The 23596-nt window shown below is 36.7% G+C and carries 22 protein-coding genes and 1 pseudogene; 5 read left to right on the forward strand and 18 right to left on the reverse strand.

The window, feature by feature from the left end; translation table 11 throughout:
* Positions 1-226: pseudogene (locus B3H30_RS06300) on the forward strand (transposase); the annotation flags it as partial.
* Positions 227-806: 580 nt separating this feature from the next.
* Here B3H30_RS06300 and B3H30_RS06305 read toward each other — a convergent pair.
* The 4 genes from B3H30_RS06305 to B3H30_RS06320 all read right to left on the reverse strand — a co-directional run bounded on the left by B3H30_RS06305 (position 807) and on the right by B3H30_RS06320 (position 7575).
* Positions 807-1244 (reverse strand): hypothetical protein, encoded by a 438-nt coding sequence (locus tag B3H30_RS06305; RefSeq protein WP_286775024.1) that lies wholly within the window; start codon positions 1242-1244, stop codon positions 807-809.
* 532 nt (positions 1245-1776) lie between these two features.
* The gene (locus B3H30_RS06310) at positions 1777-3012 is read right to left on the reverse strand and encodes a M57 family metalloprotease (protein ID WP_286775023.1); all 1236 of its coding nucleotides are present in this window, start codon (positions 3010-3012) and stop codon (positions 1777-1779) included.
* A 219-nt stretch (positions 3013-3231) separates the two neighbouring features.
* Entirely contained in the window at positions 3232-4692 is a 1461-nt protein-coding gene (locus B3H30_RS06315) for a hypothetical protein (protein ID WP_286775022.1), read from the reverse strand.
* 81 nt (positions 4693-4773) lie between these two features.
* A complete protein-coding gene (locus B3H30_RS06320; RefSeq protein ID WP_286775021.1) occupies positions 4774-7575 on the reverse strand; it encodes a TonB-dependent receptor in 2802 nt (933 codons plus the stop codon).
* 447 nt (positions 7576-8022) lie between these two features.
* Between B3H30_RS06320 and B3H30_RS06325 the strand changes: the two genes are divergently transcribed.
* The 3 genes from B3H30_RS06325 (at position 8023) to B3H30_RS06335 (ending at position 10703) form a co-directional block, all read left to right on the forward strand.
* The gene (locus B3H30_RS06325; RefSeq protein ID WP_286775020.1) at positions 8023-8664 is read left to right on the forward strand and encodes an ABC transporter ATP-binding protein; all 642 of its coding nucleotides are present in this window, start codon (positions 8023-8025) and stop codon (positions 8662-8664) included.
* A gap of 47 nt (positions 8665-8711) precedes the next feature.
* Positions 8712-10106, forward strand: coding sequence for an ABC transporter permease (locus tag B3H30_RS06330; protein WP_286833730.1), 1395 nt, complete (start codon positions 8712-8714; stop codon positions 10104-10106).
* 120 nt (positions 10107-10226) lie between these two features.
* Positions 10227-10703, forward strand: coding sequence for a hypothetical protein (locus B3H30_RS06335; protein ID WP_286833731.1), 477 nt, complete (start codon positions 10227-10229; stop codon positions 10701-10703).
* Between the two features lie 83 nt (positions 10704-10786).
* Here B3H30_RS06335 and B3H30_RS06340 read toward each other — a convergent pair whose 3' ends face one another.
* The 9 genes from B3H30_RS06340 to B3H30_RS06380 form a co-directional block, all read right to left on the reverse strand.
* Complete coding sequence (locus tag B3H30_RS06340; RefSeq protein WP_286833734.1) at positions 10787-11503, reverse strand: 16S rRNA (uracil(1498)-N(3))-methyltransferase; 717 nt, start codon at positions 11501-11503, stop codon at positions 10787-10789.
* Positions 11504-11520: 17 nt separating this feature from the next.
* A complete protein-coding gene (locus tag B3H30_RS06345) occupies positions 11521-12834 on the reverse strand; it encodes a hemolysin family protein (protein WP_070567307.1) in 1314 nt (437 codons plus the stop codon).
* A gap of 8 nt (positions 12835-12842) precedes the next feature.
* Positions 12843-13385, reverse strand: a complete 543-nt coding sequence (locus tag B3H30_RS06350) for an inorganic diphosphatase (protein ID WP_286833736.1) — start codon at positions 13383-13385, stop codon at positions 12843-12845.
* Between the two features lie 8 nt (positions 13386-13393).
* Positions 13394-14044, reverse strand: a complete 651-nt coding sequence (locus B3H30_RS06355) for a DedA family protein (RefSeq protein ID WP_075991666.1) — start codon at positions 14042-14044, stop codon at positions 13394-13396.
* 143 nt (positions 14045-14187) lie between these two features.
* Entirely contained in the window at positions 14188-14604 is a 417-nt protein-coding gene (locus tag B3H30_RS06360; RefSeq protein ID WP_286833738.1) for an HIT family protein, read from the reverse strand.
* Positions 14605-14842: 238 nt separating this feature from the next.
* Positions 14843-15316, reverse strand: a complete 474-nt coding sequence (gene greA / locus B3H30_RS06365; RefSeq protein WP_046674213.1) for a transcription elongation factor GreA — start codon at positions 15314-15316, stop codon at positions 14843-14845.
* Positions 15317-15459: 143 nt separating this feature from the next.
* A complete protein-coding gene (locus tag B3H30_RS06370) occupies positions 15460-16158 on the reverse strand; it encodes a response regulator transcription factor (protein ID WP_046674214.1) in 699 nt (232 codons plus the stop codon).
* Between the two features lie 15 nt (positions 16159-16173).
* The gene (locus tag B3H30_RS06375) at positions 16174-17832 is read right to left on the reverse strand and encodes a sensor histidine kinase (RefSeq protein ID WP_088160664.1); all 1659 of its coding nucleotides are present in this window, start codon (positions 17830-17832) and stop codon (positions 16174-16176) included.
* Positions 17833-17844: 12 nt separating this feature from the next.
* A complete protein-coding gene (locus tag B3H30_RS06380; protein WP_070567315.1) occupies positions 17845-19725 on the reverse strand; it encodes an alpha/beta hydrolase family protein in 1881 nt (626 codons plus the stop codon).
* A 177-nt stretch (positions 19726-19902) separates the two neighbouring features.
* Between B3H30_RS06380 and B3H30_RS06385 the strand changes: the two genes are divergently transcribed.
* Positions 19903-20193 carry a DUF4286 family protein gene (locus tag B3H30_RS06385; RefSeq protein WP_070567317.1) on the forward strand — a complete coding sequence of 97 codons (291 nt, stop codon included), beginning with the start codon at positions 19903-19905 and terminating at the stop codon, positions 20191-20193.
* A 20-nt stretch (positions 20194-20213) separates the two neighbouring features.
* On the opposite strand, the gene B3H30_RS06390 is transcribed toward B3H30_RS06385, so the two are convergent.
* The 5 genes from B3H30_RS06390 to B3H30_RS06410 form a co-directional block, all read right to left on the reverse strand.
* On the reverse strand, positions 20214-20564 hold the full coding sequence (locus tag B3H30_RS06390; RefSeq protein WP_070567319.1) for a DUF983 domain-containing protein: 351 nt from the start codon (positions 20562-20564) through the stop codon (positions 20214-20216).
* Positions 20565-20673: 109 nt separating this feature from the next.
* The gene (locus B3H30_RS06395) at positions 20674-20937 is read right to left on the reverse strand and encodes a hypothetical protein (RefSeq protein WP_070567322.1); all 264 of its coding nucleotides are present in this window, start codon (positions 20935-20937) and stop codon (positions 20674-20676) included.
* A gap of 27 nt (positions 20938-20964) precedes the next feature.
* Positions 20965-21666, reverse strand: a complete 702-nt coding sequence (locus B3H30_RS06400) for an RluA family pseudouridine synthase (RefSeq protein WP_070567324.1) — start codon at positions 21664-21666, stop codon at positions 20965-20967.
* A 141-nt stretch (positions 21667-21807) separates the two neighbouring features.
* A complete protein-coding gene (locus B3H30_RS06405; RefSeq protein ID WP_070567326.1) occupies positions 21808-22812 on the reverse strand; it encodes an MlaD family protein in 1005 nt (334 codons plus the stop codon).
* Positions 22813-22817: 5 nt separating this feature from the next.
* Positions 22818-23591, reverse strand: coding sequence for an ABC transporter ATP-binding protein (locus tag B3H30_RS06410; RefSeq protein WP_046674221.1), 774 nt, complete (start codon positions 23589-23591; stop codon positions 22818-22820).
* Positions 23592-23596 lie beyond the last annotated feature (5 nt).

The raw sequence follows: 23596 nt of genomic DNA on the forward strand, positions 1-23596 counted from the left end.
TTCTGAAAATGCAGTGATGATACAGATCTGGACTTCACTGATCGGCATATTACTGTTAAAGTACCTCCAAAAGAAGGCCAAATATGATTGGAATCTTTCCAATCTTGTGGCATTCATCAGAATGAATATCTTCGTGAAAATAAACATCTGGAAATGGATAGATGATCCATTTGTCAGGCCTCCGGTCAAAGGAAAAAATGGACAGCTGAACATCTTCACGGAATGAAAAGTAGGGGTCAAAATTCAAATGAGCAAAAAATCAATGGTTGTAACACAGAAAACGACTCCTAAAATTTATTTAGGACACATGTGATAAAACAAACACATACATCGAAAACACACCAATAAGAAAATTATAAAACAACAAATACTCTTACTCAAAAAAAAAAACTTGACTAAAATGACAGTTCGACCTTTTTATCTGATGAAGAGAATTTATAATTTGCCTATGATCAACTTAGTTTATCTCACACATGTAGCCATGGCTGTCCAGCTTGAACATGCTGTGACGCTATTTTATGCAACGGGAAATGCTAGCAAGTATGCAAGCCCACTCCTCAAGCAAAAACACCAGATATATATCAATTGTACGAAGAGCTTCAAAATCAGTCTTATCAGATTGTTTATTATTACGAGCCTAGATAAGGCAGCCTTTTTCTTAGGCTCCACCGAATTAATTAGAATACGAACAAGTTTACTGTTGGTATTCTAATGGATAGTTAGAAAATTTTAAATCGCTATCCTAGAATTTCAGTAGAATCAAAGTTTATGGAGGAAAAATATACCGTCGAGTAACTTTATATGTTCTAAAGTTTACTTATAAAGTCAAGTACATCTGCATATTTACCATCTGTACGCTGGCCTGCAATTGTTACCGTATTTTTTTTACCTCCGGAACTTATTGTAATCACATAGTCTGCTCCATCTACACAACGTGCACATTCGTCAATTTTGGCGTTCATTAAATCATACGTTTCGACATATGACGATAACTTTCTAAAAATGTCTTCACTTGTTTTGTAGCTTTTATCTTTTACAGTTTGAGGATTGCCAGTAGTTCCAGCCGGATACTTTACCTCTGTCTTATTTTGATCGACACTGATATTTACAAATTCGCCCCAGCCAGAAATTCCTTTTATTTCTACTTTAAGTCCAGAAGTTGAAGGATCATTGGTATCATTCGATTTTTTACATCCAAAAAAGAGGAAAATACCCATTAAAACTAAATAGACTGTTCGTTTCATAATTTAGAATTTATTTTATTTGACTATTTAACGAATTATTTAAAATATATGCTACAATAAAAAGAGTGTATCCGAAAATCCAGTCAATGTTTTTGCTATCTGCTCTCTGTTAAGCAGCATGTTATAGGCAACAAGCATAGTCATTACTTATGTCTTTGAAGTAATAAATTCATGTGACAATAATCGAGTTTTTTTTGAATACAGCCGAGCTTGTTTTATAAATCTTATCTTGTACAACCTTTTGAATCCCGTAAACAAGAAGCATATTTCAACTCTGTTTTAAAACTGATCAAAAGTGATTTTATACTGATAACCGCAACCTAAGTACAAATAAGACTTGGCTCAAGATCCGAACTAAATATTTCTAAACCTTTTTTTGAGTTAGTTTTTTACAACTGAAAAACAATAAAACAAGTAACAAAATAAAGTAGGCTGATTTTTGCCTATTGTGTACATTTGAGTCACATCATAATTCAATAGAGACCCTACACGTAATAGGATCTCTATTATTTCTGCTTAACTATTTTTCAAATTAATCTACTTGAATAGAGAAGTATGACGAATAATCATTACTATTCTGATTGCCCGAATCTTGGATCTTTACCTGAATGTTGTTATAAAAATGACCATCATTTGACGGCAAGTAATTTGCAATCGAAGTGCTATATACACCTGTATTAGCTACATTAGTAGCAATAACTCGCACCATTTGATTATTTTGATAAAGATAAAGATTTATAGATCGAGTATTCACCAAATTTTTATTCCATTTAATTTCTATCGGATCGGTATTTTCTGAGATATAGAAACTAGAATATTCAATATAATTGTTCACATAGTTGTAAAATATCTTTCGCTCCGGTACAGTAATCCAATTATCCAATGAGCTATAAGGATACAACGTCTGTGCTGCCACAATATCATAGTTTGAAAAGCCATTCCAAAGATTTAGCGCTGTCCCCCCATTCATAACCGAATTTGGATCCGAAGATGGAGTACCAGAAATTTGGATGGCCCCTTGTTGTTGCTCGCCATTTATTTGCCAATTGGTATGTCTTAAACCTAAGCAATGACCTATTTCATGAACCATATTATAAATTTTTCCGGCGTCCGATACGGACATATTAGAATTAAAATCAGGGTTAATTCTGACTCTAAAGCCAGATAAGCCATTGGATGGAAATTCCGCAGCAGCAATTACATAATCGGGCAAGACACCATTATCAAATGTGAACAAAATTTGATTCCCCATCGTGTTCCCTGATTTCAATGGATAGAAATTCAGTTTTGTATTACTAACATTAGCCCAATGGCCAAGTGCCTTTTCTACAGCACTTGTCCAATAATAATCAACAAAATCACATTGATAGGCTATTAACTCAGCATTCTTATTTGCAATAATATCGGGTGTTCTGGTTTGTCCCTTATTTGTACTTTTTGCTTTCAAATTTACCTGATCAGCATTGCTTGTCTTTTGTGGGTTGCCGAAAAATAGTTTCACTTTTTCAATATCTGTTTCCCCCTTTTTGAATAGCAAGTCATTTTCTACCAAATAATAACCTTCTAGATCTTTGATCATATCTGCTCGTACCCCTGAAGATACAAGTGTTTGATATAAGACATCTGCATTTTTTGATAACATTTCAACTGAACTAGTATCAGCCTTTTTGCACGAATACAACAGCGCCAACAGAAGGCAGTTTAAAATCATTTTCTTAGAAAATGATTTTTCAAAATTTAAGTATTTCATAATTTTTGTTTTTTTCAAAACAAGCAAACAAAAATTAACTCAATATCAATTAAAAATTAATTTTAACCTATTATGTCTAAAAATATTACAAATAAAGAAACAAACCGCCTAAAAAAATGCACTTTATTAAACAAAATAATGAATCGATAAATTCAAACAACATCATTTTTACGTCTTCTTTAGAAAAAAAAAATCCTGCACAAGGCAGGATTTTCTACATATTATTGTTTTTCGATATTAATTTTGTGTAACTCTACCTGGAGTTGTATAATTTAATGACTGCGGATCAAAATGAGTCCAACTTGCTGTCCAATCCTCTGTTCCAAATGCACCTCGATAAGCTACTTTATCGAAGAAAGTTCCGGAAACCTTAGCATTTGTAAAGCTTGCTCCCGTAGCTGCAGCTGATCCTGTTGATAACGTAAAGTTTGGATTTGCAGGCGTACTAGAAAAGTCTTTTCCAAAATTATAAGGAGCTGTAAACAAGCCGATTGCATACATTTTATTCTCAAAAGTATTATTAGCTTTAATTAGCGCATCTACTTGACTTGCTATACTCGTTGTTGAAGTTGTCTTGATCCCTACTGGATTTCCGTAAAACAAATTATTGGTAAATACGGCTTTTCCATCTACAACATTTTTAGACGTTGATTCAGCTGTAGTCACTTTTGTATCATCAACATAAATTCCAATAGGGAATCCTGAAATCACAGAATTTACTACACTGATTGAAGAATTACGACGAAGTTGGATACCATGTTGGAAATTCGCATTTGGTGAAAATCCATCTTTGGAAATCGGGCCTATGATAGATACATTTGAAAAAACAGCAGATGTCTTTGGTGTCTGATCAGTTCCACTACCGTTATTATCCGATTCAAAACCATTGGATTGTGAAACGTCAGCCGCTGCATTAGCACGTTGAGCCACTGCAAATTGGACATTTCCAGAGTAACCAAAATCCGTATCAAAATCATCATCCCAAGTACCTATTGCCAATAAGTGTTTTGCATTGACAGTACCACCAAACCATTCGAAAGCATCGTCTCCAGAGCGATATACCTGAATATAATCTAATGTTGTTCCACTACCAACACCACCTAAGGTCAATCCATTGATTTCATTATCTGGTGAGAAAGGAATTCCGCCGAATTCTATGCGTACATATTTTAGAGTTCCAGAATTGTCAGCTGCATCAGTACCACCATAATAGATATAGTTTTTGTCATCTTTACCTGTTGGAGCCGTCAAACCGCCTTCAATTTTAACATCATTACCTTGGTTAACAGGTGCTTTACCAAGTATAATAACGCCTCCCCAGTCTCCATGAGAACGAGCTCCTGATGTCAAGCCTGAGGTAAATACAATTGGTTTATCAACCGTTCCAACAGCATTGATTTTTGCTCCACGTGTGATCGTCAATGTTCCTTTAGTTGCCTTATCCCCTTTGATAATGGTACCAGGTTGAATCGTTAACGTCGCGCCATTAGATACATACACAAATCCTTTTAACACATAAATCTTATCGGAAGTCCAAGTGGTGTTACTTGTTATTTCTCCGGAAATTTCGATCACATTTTCATTTCCTGGATTAGTCGGAGTTTCTGTTCCACCACCATTATCCGTAATTGTCGTTTCTTTACATGCTCCTGCAAGTAACAATGCAGATAAGGATAAGAATAAAAATCTTTTTTTCATTTTTTAAGTTTTATATACTGTACAAATAAATTCAATTACTTTAACCTTGAAATTAAATTCCTATTAATTTTATATTATGATCTAAAATGTATAATTAAATGACAATGAATAGTTTGAACCTGGTTTATATTTAAAACTAGTTTCATTAGGCATACTCAACTGCTTATTATCATAATAGACATTAATCGCATTATTTAAAATATCTCCTGCATTGAGTTTAACCTCTCCTTTGCCCTTCAAGACCTTATAACCAACTTGAAAATCCAACACATTCCGAGGCGCTTCCCAAGTACTTGCAAAGCGAATACCACTGGCTTGAGTAATGCGCTTACCTATTCTATTATAAAGGATGTTGACGCTCAACTTATTATCGAGTGCTGAATGTTGTAATCCCGCATTTATCACATAAGGAGATTGCCCTACCATCGGTCTCGATTTATCAATATAATCCAAATCAGTAGGATTTTTCACTTTAGAGTGTACCAAAGAAACATTCAAATAAGCGATTGTATTTTTCAAGAATTCCTGTTCATTAATAAAGCTTAAATTTTTACGCGCTTCCACCTCAATGCCATATAGGTCTGCTTTAGGTGTATTGAAATAACTGATATCTGGTGTTGAATTCACATCGTAACGAAACGGTTCAATCGCATCAGTAAAACCTTTATAAAAAGCAGATACGGATAGAATTTCACCAGCAGAAGGATAATATTCGAAACGTAAATCCGCATTATTAATGGAGCTTCTTTTTAATTTCTCATTTCCAATAATCATCCCCATATTCTCAAAATCATAGAACGAGAATGGAGCCAACTCCCTAAATTCAGGTCGTGCCAATGTACGATAATATGACGCTCTGATATTGGTTTTAGGAGTCAAACTATAAGTCATATTAACTGACGGCAAGAAATCCAGCTTAGTGTCATCAACGCTTTTCTCAATATTTCCTGACAATATCCGTAAAGCATCTACCTCTACATTGTAATTTTCAACTCTTAAACCGTATACAATCCTAAACTTATCCGCAAATTTTTGGTCCATCATTAAATAACCAAAGCTCGATAACGATTTCGCATTATAGATATCACCATCCCCTTTTACTTCGCCAAATTTATAAACGTTCTGATCAATCAGCGTTGGTGAAAAAATCTGATCTGGAGCCAATTGAAGGATACGTGTTTGTTCATCACCAGTTATAGCCAAAGTATTTAATTCAAACCCTACAAACCTTGCATCAAAATTACGTTTCCTAAATTGCGATCCCAGACCAGCTTTTAAAGTACTTGGTGCACTCAAGAAATTTAAAGGTGTTGAATAACTAGCTTCACCTGAAAAAATATTCTCGTTCAGATCCGCAAACAGTCTTGAATTTGCTTTACCAACAGTAGTTAAATTTGCAAGATATGGAACAGAAGGATCATTCGCATAATCTTCATGCTTTTGATAATTTATTTTGGTTTGATTCGGTTGATTATTCCCGATATTACTCCAAGACGCCGTCCATTTAATCTTATCATTTTTATCACTCAATACATGCTCACCATCTAGAGTAGATTTAAACAGGGATTTTTGCATTAAGTCAAATGCATAAAACTTGTTAATGGAAGATGAACTACCGTCTGTTCCAAATCGTTCCGTATATGTGTTATCATAAGTTCGATTGTACAAGTTTTTCCAAGTTATTTTATTCTTTCCAAATGTATAACCAAAATTCGCTAAAGCACCTAAATTAGTAGAGAACTTGTATTGTTGATCACGGTAATCATAGGTAAACCAATTGCGTTCAATATTTGGAAGAATATTCTGCGAATTACGATAGTTTACAGAAAATAAAGCTCCAAAACGACTATTATCTTCGTATTGTTTTACACGCCCCAAAGAAAATTGGTATGTCTGTGAAGGCAACGCACTTTTTGTCTGAATACCAAAATCATTCGGAAGCGATTTTAGTGCTAGTCTTTGCCATTTTTGAGATAACTGTCCATCAACATCTGCCCGAGATGGAAAATTTTTAGCCAATTGACTTGATCCATCATCAAAACCTAAATAATTTTGAACGTTCTTTTTAGTTTGTAAAAAATCTTTAAATGTCGATGCAGAATTATAACCATATCCCAAGCCGAAAGAGATAAAATTTCGATCTGGGATATCTTTTGTAGAAATTTGAACTGCTCCCCCAGCAAAGTCCGCAGGAAGATCAGGTGTTGCAGTCTTCGAAATTGTAATTTTATCAATTAAAGCCGCTGGAATAATATCAAATGAGAATGCGCGACGATTGGCTTCTGTACTTGGTAATACCGAGCCATCCATCATAGCAACATTGTAGCGGTCACTCAAACCGCGAACGATGACAAACTTATTATCTTGAATTGTCGTACCACTGACACGACGTAATGCTTCGGATGTATTTTTATCTGGCGATCTTCTGATCTGCTCACTTGAAATACCATCAGAAATCAATGCACTATTTTTTTGTTGCGAATATAACGCACCGATAGATTCTTTCTTAAAAGATCCTGTAACCACAACTTGATCTAACACCTGTCCTTCTGAATTATCAAGAACGATATCTAAATTGGTTAAATCATTCGCTTTAATCTCAACTTCGGTAACTTGCTTTGTCGAGTAACCAATGTAAATATATTCTACAGTATATTTACCTGCCGGTAAAGCTGGAATACTGTACTTCCCGGATACATCCGAGCTCCCACCCCTTGATGTTCCTAAAATACGAACAGTTACTCCAGTGATTGTTTCACCAGTTTTGCTGTTAGTAATAGTCCCCATTAACTTCCCACTACTTTGTGCATAAACTGTTGTTGATGCAGCTACTACAAGCGTCATGGCAGCAGCGATTCCTTTAAGTTGTAATTGTGGTTTCAATTTATTTGTTTTTTGTTTCTGCAAAGCTATTAGCAGAATATTAGATTAACATTAACAACAAATTACCATTACATCAATCAGTTGTTAATTTAATGTTACTTACCTCCTATTTTTCTCGATTTTCAGCAAAAAATGGCTTTTTATCCTATTTATACGAATATTTGCTCCCCTTAATGGGATAGCATATTAAAGAAGTGTAATAAAATTATTAAGCCCTTAATTTATTAACACAATAAGATTATTTTCCTAATTTATACCTCAATAAATGCGATGTACTGCTTTATATAGATAAGTGGCACTGCGAGTTAAAAGAGAACAATCATATTCCATTGCCAACTGTTAACTCACCGCAGTAAATTGCTTTTTTATATGCAATATAATTGCAATTATATTGCATATAAAAAGCAATTTATCTAAGTTTGAATATATTTTCAATTTCTGATCCTCATGAGCACTCCAATCGTATCGACTACACAGTTATCATTTCAGTATCCCAATTCCTCGTCAATTGAATTTCCAGATATTCACATTGAGAAAGGTCAGCATACGCTGTTGTTAGGCGACTCAGGTTCTGGGAAAACAACACTGCTTAATATATTAGGAGGTTTGTCACGACCAGAGACAGGTCTTGTCAAAATAAATAACCAAGACCTATCCTTATTATCAAACAGCAAATTGGATCAGTTCCGTGCGCAATATATCGGGTTTATATTCCAAGAAGCTCACCTCCTAAGAAATTTAACACTTTTGGAAAACATCAAGTTGGCACAGTCTTTAGCAGGGAAAAGAATAGACCTTAATGCAATACAATTCATATTGACGCAACTGCAATTAGATCAAAAAAGTGATGCCTACCCAAACGAATTGAGTCGCGGCCAATTACAACGTGCCGCTATTGCACGTAGCATCATCAATAAACCAGCTCTACTTATTGCTGACGAGCCAACTGCCGCTCTAGATGACAATAATACCTACAGGGTATTAGAACTACTATTATCGATAGCTAACACTGCAGGATCGACTTTATTGATAACAACACACGACAAGAGAATAAAAGATCAGTTCTCCAAAATGTACCTTTTAAAATAATTGTTTTACTTTAATTTACGCGTCACCCTTAGTTTTTAGAATTTGTTATGAACACGATACAATTGGTTTGGAAAAATTTAAGTAGGCAGTTTGGCTCGGTCTTTCTAAGCATTCTGTTAACGGCATTTGGAATCTCCATCCTTGCCGTGCTTTCAATTACCGGAGAAACTTTTGAAAAGCAGCTTGACAATAACAGTAAAAATATTGATTTGGTTGTTGGAGCCAAGGGAAGCCCCCTTCAATTGATCTTATCAAGTATTTATCATATTGACAATCCAACCGGCAATATCCCACTGGACGAACTGGAACCATTACGCCAAAATCCCCTTGTTCAGCTTGCAGTGCCCCTATCTTTAGGTGACAATTTCAAAGGCCATCGCATTGTCGGAACAGATTCATCTTTCTTAGCTATTTATGAAACAGCAATAACTGAAGGCCGTATCTGGCAAAATAACTTTGAAGTAGTCATTGGTGATCAAGTTGCAAAAAAACAACAGCTCAAAATTGGCGATCAGATCCATAGTTCACATGGCTTGAGCAAAGATGGACATCATCATGACGAACATCCGTTTACCATTGTTGGTATTCTAAAACATAACAATAACGTTACCGATAACTTAATACTAACGAACTTAGAAAGTGTTTGGGATGTACATGGCATTGCACATAAACATGAGCATCAAGAAACAGCAGTAGAGAAAGAATTACGCGAACGCCAAGAAGACCGGGAGGAAACCGTCAGGGCGCATCTCCACCATCATGGTGAAGATATAGCGGAAAATCCATCTTCTCCTACCGAAATGGACGAAAAAGGACATCAGGAGCAGGAAGACCATCATGAGCACGCGGAGGAAGGCATGTTTGTGAAGTCAATAGGTGCCGACATGGTAAAGCAAAATGGACTGGAAATAACCGCCATTCTACTAAAATATCAATCCCCTGCAGCGATCGGAATTTTGCCAAAATTGATTGATCAGCAAACAGACATGCAGGCCGCATCTCCCGCCATGGAAAGCACTCGTCTATTCTCGCTATTAGGCGTAGGGATAGATTCTTTATCGATACTCGCTTATGTAATTATGTTTATTGCAGGTTTAAGTGTCTTTATTAACCTATATAACGCATTAAAGCAACGTAAATACGACCTTGCAATCATGCGTACGCTTGGAGCCTCCAAAGGAAAACTCTTTGCCATTGTGCTTCTTGAAGGACTAACCATTACGATTCTTGGTGGGTTAATTGGGCTTATAATGGCACATCTAGCGCTTTACTATATCAGTAATCAGACAAGTCAAAGCGCCGATTTTATAGAGGCCTTTACACTTCATCCGAAAGAACTGATTTTCTTGTTTGTTGCTTGTTTAATAGGTATCTTCGCAGCACTTATTCCTGCGATCAAGGCCTACAGGACAAGTATTTCTGGAACACTATCAAATAAATAAGTTTAAACTAAGATCACACAACGACAAAAGATCACAATAAGAAGAGCAGCTTATCCTTTAAGCAGGATAACGGAAAAATACATACGAACAGCTTCTCGATACATAACAATAGCATAACACATGAAAAAAGCACTGACAGTATTCATACTTCTACTATTTTGTACAATAAAATCACAGGCCCAAATAGGCAGTAATCCGGATGTTCCAGACCATACGCCTATGATGAACAAAACTTGGGAAGCGATTGATAAGATGGCTTATAAAGTAACTTATAATGGGGCAAAAAAAGTATATACTCCATTCTATCCCAAAGAACTTAAAGCCCTTGAAAATAAAATAGTTGAATTACCGGGCTACATGGTTCCTCTTCACAGTGGTCGCAATCATAAAAACTTTATGATGTCTGTATTACCTGTGATGCAATGCCAATTCTGTGGATCCAACGGGATACCACCAATGGTTGAAGTAACGTTAAAAGGTAATGCGATAAAATTTTCCGAAGACCCGATTAAATTAAAAGGGAAAATGATCTTTACCAAGGATCCGCTTAAGGGAAATGCTGAAATTCAGATGGTAGACGCAGAACCAATAAAATAAACTAGCGTCTATTATTAAACCATTAAATGGGCTTTGCAAATCTCTCACAGCCCATTTACTGGGCCAGAGTCGTCTTTTATTCCCTATTGTCTATTCAACAGGGAAACTTCCATACAAGCTGCTAAAGCAGCCGTTTCGGTTCTTAAACGCGCTTCTCCCAACGAAATCGGATGAAACCCCATCTGTAGTGCCAAATCAATTTCCTCTTCAGAGAAATCTCCTTCCGGACCAATGAGGATAATATAATGCTGGGCAGGCTCCAAAACCTGGTTTAAATACTTCTTTTCAGCGTCAACACAGTGTGCAATTGCCTTTTGAACACCTTCTTTTGGGATTTCTCTCAAAAACTGTTTAAACGATACTGCTGGATTTAGCTTGGGAAGATAGGCTTTCAACGATTGTTTCATCGCAGCAACAACCACCTTATTTAGACGATCTAATTTCACCTCTTTTCGCTCAGAATGCTCACAGATAACTGGAGTTATTTCTTGAATTCCAACCTCAGTCGCCTTCTCCAAAAACCATTCGATGCGATCAATATTCTTCGTTGGACCAACAGCAATATGTAAATGATATTTTGGCTGCTGAAATTCCTCCTCAACATTTAAGATCGTGAGAACAGTACGTTTGGGATGAGGGTCAATAATTTGAGCTTCGTACAAACCACCGCGGCCGTCTATGAGATGTAAACGATCACCAGTATCCATACGAAGCACACGAATAGCATGTTTACTTTCTTCTTCACTAAGGATAAAATTTTCTAATGAAGGGTTTAAATCCGGTGTAAAAAATAACTGCATGTGCTTTCGTTATTGTTTTATTCTTCTGTATCATCATCGGCCGATTCGACCAATTCCAATTTGACAAACTCTATGTTCTGCTGAGCCTTACGGATAATAGTGAATACGTAACCATATTCTTCTTTACGCTCACCGACTTCAGGTATCTTATCAAAGATTTCGCTCACCAGACCCGACATCGTATCGTAATCCTGACTCTCGGGTAATTCTATCGGTAGAAATTCATTCACATCATGAATACTAGCGCCTGCATCGACCATATATTCCGTTTCCGAGATACGTTCGACAACTGGAGTTTCCTCGTCGTATTCATCCTGGATCTCACCAACAAGTTCCTCAACAATATCTTCAAGAGTAACCATACCCGCAGTCCCACCAAATTCATCCAATACAATCGCTAACTGTAGACGTTTTTGCTGAAACTCAGCCATTAGATCATTGATCTTCTTCGTTTCAGGAATGAAATAAGGTTTGCGCATAATATTTCTCATGACAACCTCTTTTCCCTTAGCTAAGAGGGGTAAAATATCTTTCGTATGGACAATACCAACGATTTGATCAATATTATCCTCATAAATTGGCAGGCGAGAGTACCCTTCTTCAGTCATGGTTTCTATCAGCTCAGAGGCATCAGCCGTGACCTCCACAGCCACAATTTTGGTACGAGGTACCATAATATTCTTAACGATACGTTCGTTAAAATCAAATACATTTTTGATCAACTCGTGCTCAGAAATATCCAGAGCACCAGACTCTTTACCTTTATCCAAAAGATATTGCAACTCTTCAGAAGAGTGAGCAGATTCCCCTTTGGTAACTTCAAATCCCAAAATCTTCAACAGAAAATTAGCGAAACCATTTAAAATCCAAATAAATGGTCTAAAGATAAAGTAGAAAAATTGCAGTGGAACCGCAATTTTCATTGTTGTTGCAACAGGTTTTTGAATCGCAATTGATTTAGGAGCGAGCTCTCCAAATACAATGTGTAACACGGTAATAATCGTAAAAGCTAATACATGACCTGCATTCGTCGCGATTGTACCTGTCAATTCAACTCCGAAAAAACCTAGTACCCCCTGCACAATTTGGGTCATTACAGCCTCTCCTACCCAACCTAAGGCCAGTGAAGAAAGTGTAATACCCAATTGTGTAGCGGCCAAATAACCATCCAAATGCTCCGTTATACTTTTGGCTATTGTAGCAACTTTGCTACCTGTTTTTGCCTGAACTTCAATTTGGGAGACTCGGACCTTGACAATAGCAAATTCTGCCGCGACAAAAAAGCCGTTGGCCAATACTAAAAACAATGTCCAAAATATATCGAGCGCCATGCTTGGGGTTATTTGTTAACAAATTCTTTTTTGTACAAATCGATAGCCTCGATCAAGATTCTTTGTGCTTCTTCACGTCCTTTTACACCCTCAACAATGACATGCTTCTTTTCAAGTGCTTTATAACTCTCAAAGAACTGTACAATCTCCTTCATGGTATGCGGAGGTAACTGATCAATATCTTTAATGTAATTAAAAACGGGATCATTTTTAGCTACCGCAATAATTTTATCATCTTGTTCTCCACCATCAACCATATTCATCACACCAATAACCTGTGCTTCAACCAATGTTAATGGTAAAATATCCAATGAACAAATGACCAAAATATCCAAAGGGTCTTTGTCATCGCAATAAGTCTGTGGGATAAAACCATAATTGGCAGGATAAACGACAGATGAACTCATTACTCTGTCCAAAAGCAACAAACCAGTTTCTTTGTCTAATTCATACTTTCCTTTGGATCCGTTTGTAATCTCAATGATAGCATTTACGGCATTTGGAACATTCTCACCTGGAGAAACCATGTGCCAAGGGTTTTGTTTACTCATTTTTTATTTTACTGTATATTTTGTTTGTTTCTTTTATCTTTTATACGCTTTTTTAACAACGTTATTGCAATTGGTAAAAATGCGATCACAATCATACCAACGACAACATATTCTACATAATGTATAATCCAAGGGAACTCAATACCAAGGAAATATCCAGACAGGGTCAATACAAGTACCCAAATGGCAGCTCCGGCAACATTATACAGAACGAACTTCTTAAAATCTAATTTTACAACACCTGCAAAGATAGGTGCAAAAGTACGAACTATTGGAACAAATCTTCCTATAATTAAAGCAGTTCCACCATATTTATGGTAAAATTCTTCGGCCATGACCACATATTTTCGCTTAAAGATGAAACTATCTTTTCGCTTAAACAGCATCGGCCCCGCTCGATAACCAAACCAATACCCTGTAAAATTCCCTAACACTCCCGCTATAAACAAGCCCAAACAAAGCGTGTATATATTAACGTCAATTTTATTTAGCGCGCAAAATAATCCTGCAAGAAATAATAAATAATCCCCAGGTAGAAAAAATCCAAAAAATAGGCCCGTCTCAGCAAATACAATTAAGATAACCAGATAAAACCCTCCTGAACTCAATAGCTCCTCCGGGTTTAATAATTGTTGAAATGACAACAAGAGTTCATGCATAACCTTTAGTAAAAATCAATGTTGCGTTCCTTTTTTAGAACAACTTCCACGCTTATCTCTGTACAAATTTGAAACGACAAGGTACAAATATAGCATTCTTCTAAAAAACGAACGTAAATCAAGTGTAATATAATCCTTTCTAATTATTGATTTTGAGCAGTTATACTGACGATAGACTCGCGAATAGTAGTCGCAATTTCATGAAGTTCGTCCTCTGCCAAGCTCAATTTAGGTCCAGCAAAGTTTAAATCACTAATTTTATTAATAGGCACCAAATGTATATGTGCGTGAGCCACTTCTAAACCAACAACTGCAACACCAACTTTTACACAAGGAATCACTTTTTTAATACCTTGAGCAACAATTTTAGCAAATACCCAAAGTGCCATATATTCATCATCCGCTATATCAAAAATATAATCTGTTTCTTTCTTAGGGATCACCAGAACGTGTCCCTTAGCCAATGGGCTGATATCCAAAAAAGCCAGAAAATCATTACTTTCTGCAACTTTGTAAGCTGGAATCTCCCCAGCAACGATTTTTGAAAAAATTGTCGACATATTATTCTAATCTTGGAATAAATCTTTTAAACAGTGATTAGCAAACAACAGACTTTAAAATGCAAAGCCTTCGGTATGTTAACAATTAAAAATTTAACTGTAGATTTTATCACACCCTGTTTTTCTACTGTCAACAAATATAAACAAAAAAGGTCGCGATTACTATATCACGACCTTCTTAATATAAAGTTAATTTGTGGATGCGCGGTTATGGCATACCGCACATAACCGACATATATTATCTTGAAATCTCTACGATTTCGAATTCAATTTTACCGGCAGGCACTTCAATAACAGCTGTATCACCTTTCGATTTTCCCAACAAACCCTGGGCAATAGGAGATTTAACTGAAATCTTGCCCGACTTCAAATCTGCTTCTGACTCCGCCACCAATTGATAAGTCATTTCAGCACCATTCTTTTTGTTCTTGATCTTAACAATCGATAAGGCCAAAACTTTAGATGTATCCAATTTGGACTCATCAATTAAACGTGCAGTCGCCAATGTATTCTCCAAATTGGCAATTTTAGCTTCGTGAAGCCCCTGAGCTTCTTTAGCTGCATCATACTCTGCATTTTCTGACAAATCTCCTTTGTCTCTAGCCTCTGCAATAGCATTGGCAATTTTAGACCTTCCTTCCGTCTTCAGATAAGCCAATTCTTCTTTAAGCTTACGCAATCCTTCTTCCGTAAAATAAGTTACTTCTGCCATAATTTTATCTTTTTTCTTATTTTCTACTTTTTAAAAAAGAAACAAGACCATATTTCCCTCGTCAGGAAACATGGTCTTGCTTTGAATCTATACGAAGATAATAATTGTTTTCAACAAAACAAATTCTTACCCGTTAAATAAAATTAAATCTCTTCCTCATCAACAAATTTATACCCCAGCCCCCGAACTGTTTGTAGATAATGTGGCTTATCTGGATTTGTTTCGATCTTTTTCCTTAAACGAACCACATGCATATCCAAAGTACGTGTGTTGACATTGGAGCTATAACCCCAGACAACCTCCATTAACTCCTCGCGTGTAATCTCCCGGCCTAAGTTTTGTAAAAAATGAAGCAAAATTCGGTTTTCCAAAATGGTCAACTCAACTTTCCTTCCGTCACGTATTAAGGAATGAATATTCGGATGATGTTCCGTTTGCCCAAATTTATATACTTCGGGACTGTTCTTAGGTAAGAAAAATTTCACCTTATTATCGATCATAGCAATAAGCACATCCATATTGAATGGCTTACTAATGTAATCAGTCACACCAAAGCTATAGGCTTCAATTTTGTCCACATCTTGAGACTTCGCTGTCATCATGATAATGATATTCTCAAACCCGGCTTTACGGACATCTTCACAGATTTCGTTGCCTTCTTTTCCTGGAAGCATCCAATCCAACAAAACCACATCGGGTCTCTTTTCCAAGATCAAACTTTCCGCTTCATTCCCATTTCCACTCTGAATGACCTGATAGCCTTCGGATTCCAATCGATGTTTTACCAAGAACCGTAAGTTCTCATCATCTTCAATAACAGCAACAGTGATGTCTTTATTCATATTTAAATTTATTTTTTAAACCGGAAATACCAAGGTAAAGGTGGTCCCCTGTCCCAATTGACTTTTTACTGTAATATCACCGCCTATAAATTCGGTAATCTCTTTACAGAAAGCCAAGCCCAAACCGATACTTCCTTGCTGATTATATTGACTTTTTATTCTATAAAACTTTTTGAAGATGTTGTTAAACTCTGCCTTCTCAATACCTATTCCTTCATCCTTAAAAGTGATAACAAAATTCTTCTTGTTTTGTTGTATCGCAATATCTAAGATTTTATGCCCCGCTTTCGAATATTTATAGGCATTATCGATCATATTTTGAAACACACTACTTAACAGTACCGGATCTGCAAGCATTGATGTCCTTACATCAATTTTTGTGCTAATCTTGAAATCCGCATATTTTATTCTTGACGAAGCTACTAGATTTTCGGTAAATTCCTCCAAATCAACTTCTTCTTTATTTAATTTTATGGTTTTATTTTCGATCTGACTAAAAGACAACAGCTTATTCATCAAGTTATTTAATCGGTCTGCCTCCTGATCTAATATATTTCCATACATTTTCCGCTCTTCATCAGAGAGTACCTGCGCACTCTTAATATTATTTCCAGCAATTTTAATAACACTCACAGGCGTCTTAAACTCGTGGGTAAGATTATTGATGAAATCGTACTGCAATTTAAAAAGTCTTCCGTTAATTTCTAAATTTCTATAAATTAAATATAATATTGCAATCAAAATAATATAAATCAGGGATACCCCTCCCAATACCGGCCAAAAACTGCGATTTATCTCTTTTGACAGAAAACTTTTACTCGACCTAAAAAGAAGTTTGTAGTCTGCTAAGGCTCCAGGTAACGGCATCTCCGTTGAAATCTCGTCATTTTCCGGCGTGATCGGAGCACCAACCAGTGGCACTATTTCTACTTTCTCATAAAGATTTGAATAACTATTTTTTACTTCCAGATACATTGGATCAATCTGAAAATTGAACATATCCTGTTCATATCCGACAGTATGATCCAAATTACCTTCCATAATAGACTTATAGACTATTAAGTCGTTGACCCTTGGAATATTCAGATAGGTAATCTGTCCAGGTCTTATGGTATAAAAAACCTTCAGAATATCCTTATCAGAAAGCTTGGCATTCGGTTGCAATTTATCGATATAAGTTGCCAGCTTCACACCAATATTATTAATCTCTTCGGAATGCAAGCCCATCTGCCCACGATCCCGAATCGTATTTTTATTCAGGCCAGACCTGGAAACGGTAAAAAAAGTAATGGTTTTCGGTTGAATTCTAAGGTTATTAACAATAAAACCATAGTTCAAGTTATGATCATTATTAAATTGTAAATCAAAAAAACCAATTTCTCTAACGAATGGGTAGGAACTTAATATACTATATGCATATTTTCCCGCCTGGACTGAATCCAAAAAACCTTGATAAAAAGATACTTCAGGAATTCTATTCTGAAAAAAATCATTGAAAGGGACTAAGGTTTGATCAAATATCTCCGATTTCCGATTGGTAAATTCGTTCTTAATATGCGATTCTGTATAATTACGCGAAAGAAAAAGGGCAAATATATAAAGACCACTAATCACGATGAAAAACATCAACAATAATCCGTAATTTTTTCGATAGCTATATTTCTCTGCTTTCATAATCTCCCGCCCTTAGTCTACAAGATATTTCGCCAAAAATCGCTCCAACTCATTATAGTAACCAAAGACATTCTCGTCCCGTTTAAAAGTTCTATCCTCGTCCTCTTTTAGGATGTATTGTACGGGAATATTATTATTCTTTAATTTCTGTACAAATTGATTTGCATCTGTTACCGAACTAAACCGATCCTTTCCTCCCTGTACCAATAGCACCGGTATCTTTACTTTATCCGAATGAAATACAGGTGAAATATTTTTAAATAGCTCAGCCTCCCGAATCGGATTCCCAACTACTTGATACATTTTCTGCACATACGATTTAAAATATGGCGGTATATCTCTAAAGTAAGTGAACAGATTGGTATAGCCGGAATAAGACACGGCACATTTATAAAGATCAGAATTAAAACAAGCAGCGTGTAGCGCCGAATAGCCTCCAAAACCTTTCCCTACAATAGCGACACGTTCCCGATCAGCAATTCCTTCTTTAATCAACCATTTTACTCCATCAGTAATATCATCCTGAATCTTCCCGCCCCATTCCTTAAATCCCGCAGTCCAAAACTTCTTACCGAAACCGGTCGATCCCCTATAGTTCATCTGAAAAACCAAATAACCCCTGTTCGCCAAAAACTGCGCTTCGTTATCGAATCCCCAAACCTCCCGTCCGTTAGGTCCATCATGGGGCAATACAACCATTGGAAGATCTTTGCGATTGGAATGTATGGGGTAAGTCAGATAGCCTGAAATCTGAATACCATCGCGTGCTGTATAGGTGATATACTCATTGGGCGATAGCTCTTTGTCTTTTAGATCGGAATTATTATCTGTTAGCTTCGTTAATTTTTGAGTCGAAAAATCATAGAAATAAATACCGCCCGGGTTTACGTCCGTATAGGTTTTGATAATTACTTTGTCACCCGAAATGTCGGTATTTAGCACCTGAAATTCAAATCCATCGATCTGTTTGGACAACTGATCATATTTCTTTTTGGTAGCTTCATCAAAAAAATGCCTATTTTGTCTAGAGGTACTGTAATTTACGAACAATAGCTTATTTTGTTCCGTAAAATACCCTCCAGGACTCACATCAACATCTTTATGGCTGTAAAGTTCCCCTAACTCCTTCTGGTTTGCCAAATCATAGCTAACCAATGCCAGTTTATCCCGGTCTATATTGGATAAGGCATAAATGATCGCATCAGAACTATCTTGATAACCCAAAGGTGTAAAACTGCTCTCCACATCACAGCGTATAATCTCTTTAAAAGGTTCTTTCTCGGAACTCCGATAGAGCACAGACTGCTGTACGGAATCATTGGCTACCGCCAATCTTACCTGCCCATCATTGGACACAACCCAAGAACTCATATTTCCCGGATTCTGTAAAACCAATTCCCGAGGCCTCCCGTCTAAATAGATACGATAAAGGTCAAAAAAAGAAGAGTCTCTATCGTTGATTCCCGCTATAAAACTATCACCTCCGGTCGCCATAGCATGAATCCATCGAAACCGACCTCGTACCGGTTTAATCAATGGCCAAATCTTTTCTGTGTTGATGTCCACAGCATATAAACGTAAACTGTCCTGCGAAGATTGTTCCGTCAAAAAGGAAATTTTTGAATCATTGTTCCAAGCGAAGGATTTTACATTAATATCATTTTGATAAGTAAGCTGTTTGGAACTATCCTTATTGATCAAATCTATTAAATAGATATTTTTGCAATGATTATCTAAGCCAATGTAAGCGATAAATCGACCATTTGGAGAAATCTTAAAATTTGATTTTTCAGGTGTAGAAAAAAATTGATTTATTGGAATAAGATCAACACTATATCGTTGACACCCCAACATGATCATGGCAGAAAAAAACAAACCTATCCAAAATTTCATCCTCATAATCCCAAATACATCCTTATCATTTATTCCAAATATTGCAATTAAATACGGAATTGCATGAAATGCAACCTTATTTTTACAAGATATAGTAATTAAATGTAATATTCAAACTTATCTCGGTTCTGTCCTTTAGAATCTTTTTTATCGCAGAAAAATAGCGTATTTTTGCATATGTTTTTATACAATGTCTCCGTTATAGCAGAAGAAACAATCCATCAAGAGGTCGTTTCATGGATTCAGGATAATATCGTGCAATCCCAAAAATTTCAAGTGCATTTTCTGGAAATGCTCCAGTCGCCGCATGAAGGTATGACCTACTGCATTCAAGTTATACTCCCTACAGAAGACCATATAGCAGATTTTCAGCAAGTGCATCTAATTCCATTACAACAACTCATTTCGGAAGTATATAAAGACAAGGTGTTCCTTTTCGACAGTACCATGAAGTATCTAAAAAAATAAAAGAGCTCTGTGGAGCTCTTTTATTTTTTTATTTCATTAATATCGTTACCATCTTCTTCAAGGTTCTTATTATTCTTTTCACCTATCTCTGCCGCCAATTGATAGCGCGGATCATAACTGATTTTTGGCGTTAAAAAATGAAGTAAAATCAAACGGGCATATCTAAAATTAAAAGGTGCGAAGACCAAAATGGTTACAGCTAGACCAATCAGATAAGACCAAGGAGACTCGCTTCCTGTCAAAATTGCGATAGCAACAGATACAGTAACAATCTCAGCGACAGACAAAGCATAACTCACATACATGGCAGCATAGAAATACCCCGGCTCAACCTCGTACTTGACACCACAATAAGGGCAAGTATCATTCATATGCTGCTTGTGTAAACTGTATACCTTTCCTACAAATACATTACCAATATGACACTTCGGACATTTGGAATGTATCATTGCATGGAATTTGGATGTGGGCATTAAGAATCTATTTTATTTCGTTTAAAAATTTCTTTGTTACGGGGTTCTTCTTGCGGTATTTTTTATACCATAAATAACCAAGGCCCGCCGCGGCTAGATAAGGTATTACCAATAGAAACAAAATACCGTCATTCAGACCTCTTCCTTGCATATTCCCTTCCTTCGTAGAATTCTCAGCGTTCAATGTACACATCGCACACTGTCCGTACGAAACAGACACAGCCGAGCAACTTAAGGTAAATATTAGGAGTAAATATTTAAACCATTTCATAGCACAAAGGTACTGAAATTTTAACGATTAGCGTGCCAAAGATTCAAATTTATCCCAAAAGCCATCTTTCGGCAAAGAAGCGATCAATTCCATCTTATCCTTTTTTATTGGATGCGTAAAGGTCAATGAACGAGAATGTAAACAAATACTGCCCAAAGAACTGCCTCTTGGATATCCATACTTATTATCACCAACAATAGGACATCCCATCGCTGCAAGTTGCGCACGAATCTGATGTGTACGACCTGTTAAAGGCTCTACGCGCAGCAAATAGAATCCATTCAACTCACCCACCAATGTATAATCCAGCTCGGCATAACTTCCGCCTTTCACCTCGCGTGGAAAGGCCTTTGTTACCCTTGTTTGTCTATTCCGAACCAACCAATTGATAAGTTTCCCCTCAGTTTTTCGCGGACGCTGTCTAACGATTGCCAAATAGGTCTTTTTCACATGTCTATCCTGAAAAAATTTATTCATTCGCTCTAGCGCCTTGCTTGTTTTGGCGAACAAAATCATACCACTAACAGGTCTATCTAATCGATGAATAACACCAACAAATGCTTCATTTGGCTTATCATATTTCTTTTTCAAATATACTTTCACCATATCTTCTAAAGATAGGTCTCCTGTTTCATCCACCTGCACAATATCCCCGGCTTTCTTATTTATAGCGATGAGATGATTGTCTTCGTAAATGACGTCTTTATCGGTTATTTCGCTGTGATTCATTTCTTTCAAATATAAAAGGGTTATCCAAATACTACACAGTGCTAAGACCTGTTGAGTTGGATCCCATAATGACGCTATTATTTATTAAAAAAGGCCCTACGCAAGCGTACAGCCTTTCCTTATGTTCTTTTTTAACACAACTTACTTTGCAGTGTCCGCTTTAAGCAACTCAGCTTTTTTCGCATCCTCCTTCATCTTCTTTTTAAAGAAACCACGCAACAAGAAATTATGCTGCAATGCCTCCATATTCTCGTCCAGTTTGGATGTGCTCGAATTTAAATTATTGATTGCCGATTTAATTTGATTTGCCGATGCCGGGTCATTCAATAACACACCCACCGCATTATCTTTATCATTCAATCGACTTGAAGCATTATTCAAATTGTTTATCAATGCATTTGCTGTCTGGGAAACTCCTTGCAACTGCGCTGCAGACTGACGCAGATTAGAGAATATAGCGGTATCGGTCGTTAAATCATGAATCAAGCCCTTATTGCTATTTAAAGAGTTTGTCAAGGTGACCAAATTAGCAGAAGCTTTGTTTGCATTATTCATTGCAGCACTGATCGATAATAACGTCGCACGCAATGTATTTACCATGGACGTATCGGTCAACATCGCGCCAACCATTCCTTTTCCATCCGCCAATCCACGTGATATTTCTACAAAGTCAGTGGTAATCTTTGCTAAGTTTTCATTATTTACCTGCAATGTTTCCATCATCGCTTCCATGTCCGCAGTCTTCGCCGAACGCAAGAAATCACCTGTCTCCACAGTGGGCGCGTTTTGCGACCCTCCAGAAATCACTACGATCTTGTTACCGATCAAACCATCCGAGCCCAATTTTGTTACGGCATCTTTACGAATATACTCAGCAGATTTCTCCTCAATGGTCAATACCACCTCAACATCCTGCACGCTTTTAAAATGTATATTCTTAATGATCCCGACCTTAACCCCAGAAAACCAGACATTACTCCCCACCTTCAATCCAGCGACATCGGGAAATGAAGTCGTAATTTCAATATTTCTAGTAAATTTCTTTTGCTGGCTACCCAAAATAAAAATACCCGCTAAAAGAATCAATACGCCTAAAAAAACAAAAATACCGACAATGATTGCTCTTTTATTTTCTGCCTTACTCATGTATATTATAGAATAAAATTATAATTATAAAACGCTCTTACTCGTGCGTCATCTGTATCAAAAATTTCTTCAAAAGACCCCTGTCTTTCAAACTTACCATCCAACAACATCACAATCCGGTCTCCCACTTCTTTCGCACAAGCCAAATCGTGCGTGATAATAATTGATGCTGTTTTATACCTCTCCTGAACCTCGTTAATCAATCCATTAATCTCCAAACAAGTAATCGGATCGAGCCCTGCTGTTGGCTCATCGTACATCATGATTTCAGGTCTAAGAATCAGGGTACGCGCAATACCAATTCGCTTCCGCTGTCCACCAGACAACTCTGAAGGCATCTGATTGATCGCTTGCGAAAGCCCTACTCCATCCAACACCTCTTCTACAGCTTGATTGATCTCCGAACGAGTTAAGTTGCGTTTATTTCGAACCAATGGAAATTCCAAATTTTCGCGCACAGTCATACTGTCATAAAGTGCGCTATTCTGAAAAGAAAACCCTATTTTCAAACGTAATTCACGCAATTCACGATCATTTAATTCAAGAACTGACTCTCCCAAAACATTGATCGTCCCCTCATCCGGTCTTAATAAGCCCGAAATCAATTTGATCAACACGGATTTCCCTGTTCCAGAACGCCCAAGCACAACGAGATTTTCTTCTTTATATAAATCCAGATTGACACCACGTAGGACGTGATTATCACCGAAAGATTTACTAACATCCCTAATTTCAATGACCGGCTTCGAATGGTCGATGGTTGACTTAATCTTTTCCATAGCTC

The organism is Sphingobacterium sp. UBA7038 (genome assembly GCF_002494055.1).
Classification (GTDB): Bacteria; Bacteroidota; Bacteroidia; order Sphingobacteriales; family Sphingobacteriaceae; genus Sphingobacterium; species Sphingobacterium multivorum.